Raw genomic sequence first — 2,528 nt, forward strand, 5'->3', positions numbered from 1 at the left:
GTTGAGCCAAAGAGTCAAAGTTTAATACGCTTATAAAGAGTGTATTAACCTCTGACAAAGGTCAGACAATCGATAATCATTAACAATACGAAGTGAATGCAAAAGGGTAATTGTCTTGAAAGAGATAATTACTTAATAACAAGTACATTGCATCTTGTGTCAGCGAGAAGACCATTCAAGACAGGCAACAAAAGGCTGTTTTGGGTTATATGGTCAAGTGAATAAGCGCACACGGTGGATGCCTAGGCGGTAAGAGGCGATGAAGGACGTGGCAGCCTGCGAAAAGCTCCGGGGAGTCGGCAACAGACTTTGATCCGGAGATGTCCGAATGGGGAAACCCGGCCCTAGTGGTCATCCCTTGACTGAATACATAGGTCTTGGGAAGCGAACGCGGCGAACTGAAACATCTAAGTAGCTGCAGGAAAAGAAATCAACCGAGATTCCCCAAGTAGCGGCGAGCGAACGGGGAGGAGCCCTGAAGTGGTTGAACGTTTAGTGGAACAGACTGGAAAGTCTGGCGATACAGAGTGATAGCCTCGTACACGACAAGCCTCAACCATGATGACGAGTAGGGCGGGACACGTGAAATCCTGTCTGAATATGGGGGGACCATCCTCCAAGGCTAAATACTACTTACCGACCGATAGTGAACTAGTACCGTGAGGGAAAGGCGAAAAGAACCCCGGCGAGGGGAGTGAAATAGAACCTGAAACCGTGTGCGTACAAGCAGTAGGAGCGGAGAGATTCCGTGACTGCGTACCTTTTGTATAATGGGTCAGCGACTTAATGATCGTGGCAAGCTTAACCGATTAGGGGAGGCGTAGGGAAACCGAGTCTGAATAGGGCGATAGTCGCGGTCATTAGACCCGAAACCGGAGCGATCTATCCATGGCCAGGATGAAGGTTGGGTAAAACCAACTGGAGGTCCGAACCCACAAATGTTGAAAAATTTGGGGATGAGCTGTGGATCGGAGTGAAAGGCTAATCAAGCCCGGAGATAGCTGGTTCTCCTCGAAAGCTATTTAGGTAGCGCCTCGTATCTCACTCTCGGGGGTAGAGCACTGTTATGGCTAGGGGGTCATCCCGACTTACCAAACCATTGCAAACTCCGAATACCGAGAAGTGCAATTACGGGAGACAGACGGTGGGTGCTAACGTCCATCGTCAAGAGGGAAACAACCCAGACCGCCAGCTAAGGTCCCTAAATCTGTGCTAAGTGGGAAACGATGTGGGAAGGCATAGACAGCTAGGAGGTTGGCTTAGAAGCAGCCATCCTTTAAAGAAAGCGTAATAGCTCACTAGTCAAGTCGGCCTGCGCGGAAGATTTAACGGGGCTCAAGCACAGTACCGAAGCTGCGGATGCCGCAAGGCATGGTAGAGGAGCGTTCTGTAGGCCGTTGAAGGTGTGCTGTGAGGCATGCTGGAGGTATCAGAAGTGCGAATGCTGACATAAGTAACGATAATGCGTGTGAAAACCACGCACGCCGAAAGTCCAAGGTTTCCTGCGCAACGTCAATCGGCGCAGGGTGAGTCGGCCCCTAAGGCGAGGCTGAGAAGCGTAGTCGATGGGAAGTGGGTTAATATTCCTACACCGTTCATAATTGCGATGGGGGGACGGAGAAGGTTAGGTCAGCCGGTGATTGGTAGTACCGGTTTAAGTGTGTAGGCAGATCCCTTAGGCAAATCCGGGGGGTCAATGCCAAGGCATGACGACGAGTTTCTACGGAGACGAAGTGATTGATACCAAGCTTCCAGGAAAAGCCTCTAAGCTTCAGATTATGAGCGACCGTACCCAAAACCGACACAGGTGGACAGGTCGAGAAGACCAAGGCGTTGAGAGAACTCGGGTGAAGGAACTAGGCAAAATAGCACCGTAACTTCGGGAGAAGGTGCGCCCATGGTAGGTGAAGCGACTTGCTCGTGGAGCCCAAGTGGGTTGCAGTGACCAGGCCGCTGCGACTGTTTAACAAAAACACAGCACTCTGCAAACTCGAAAGAGGACGTATAGGGTGTGACGCCTGCCCGGTGCCGGAAGGTTAATTGATGGGGTCAGCGCAAGCGAAGCTCTTGATCGAAGCCCCGGTAAACGGCGGCCGTAACTATAACGGTCCTAAGGTAGCGAAATTCCTTGTCGGGTAAGTTCCGACCTGCACGAATGGCGTAACGATGGCCACACTGTCTCCAGCCGAGACTCAGTGAAATTGAAATCGCTGTGAAGATGCAGTGTACCCGCGGCTAGACGGAAAGACCCCGTGAACCTTTACTATAGCTTGACACTGGACTTTGAACCGACTTGTGTAGGATAGGTGGGAGGCCGTGAAGCGTGGACGCCAGTCCATGTGGAGCCATCCTTGAAATACCACCCTGGTCTGTTCGGAGTTCTAACCTAGGTCCGTCATCCGGATTGGGGACAGTGTCTGGTGGGTAGTTTGACTGGGGCGGTCTCCTCCCAAAGAGTAACGGAGGAGCACGAAGGTACCCTCAGCCTGGTCGGAAATCAGGCGATGAGTGCAATGGCATAAGGGTGC

1 rRNA gene is annotated in these 2,528 nt (G+C 51.7%); it reads left to right on the forward strand.

Annotated elements, in window-relative coordinates:
- Window positions 1-211: 211 nt before the first annotated feature.
- Window positions 212-2,528, forward strand: a 23S ribosomal RNA gene (locus PHD44_RS12320); the annotation flags it as partial.

This window comes from Halothiobacillus sp., assembly GCF_028710545.1.
GTDB lineage: Bacteria > Pseudomonadota > Gammaproteobacteria > Halothiobacillales > Halothiobacillaceae > Halothiobacillus.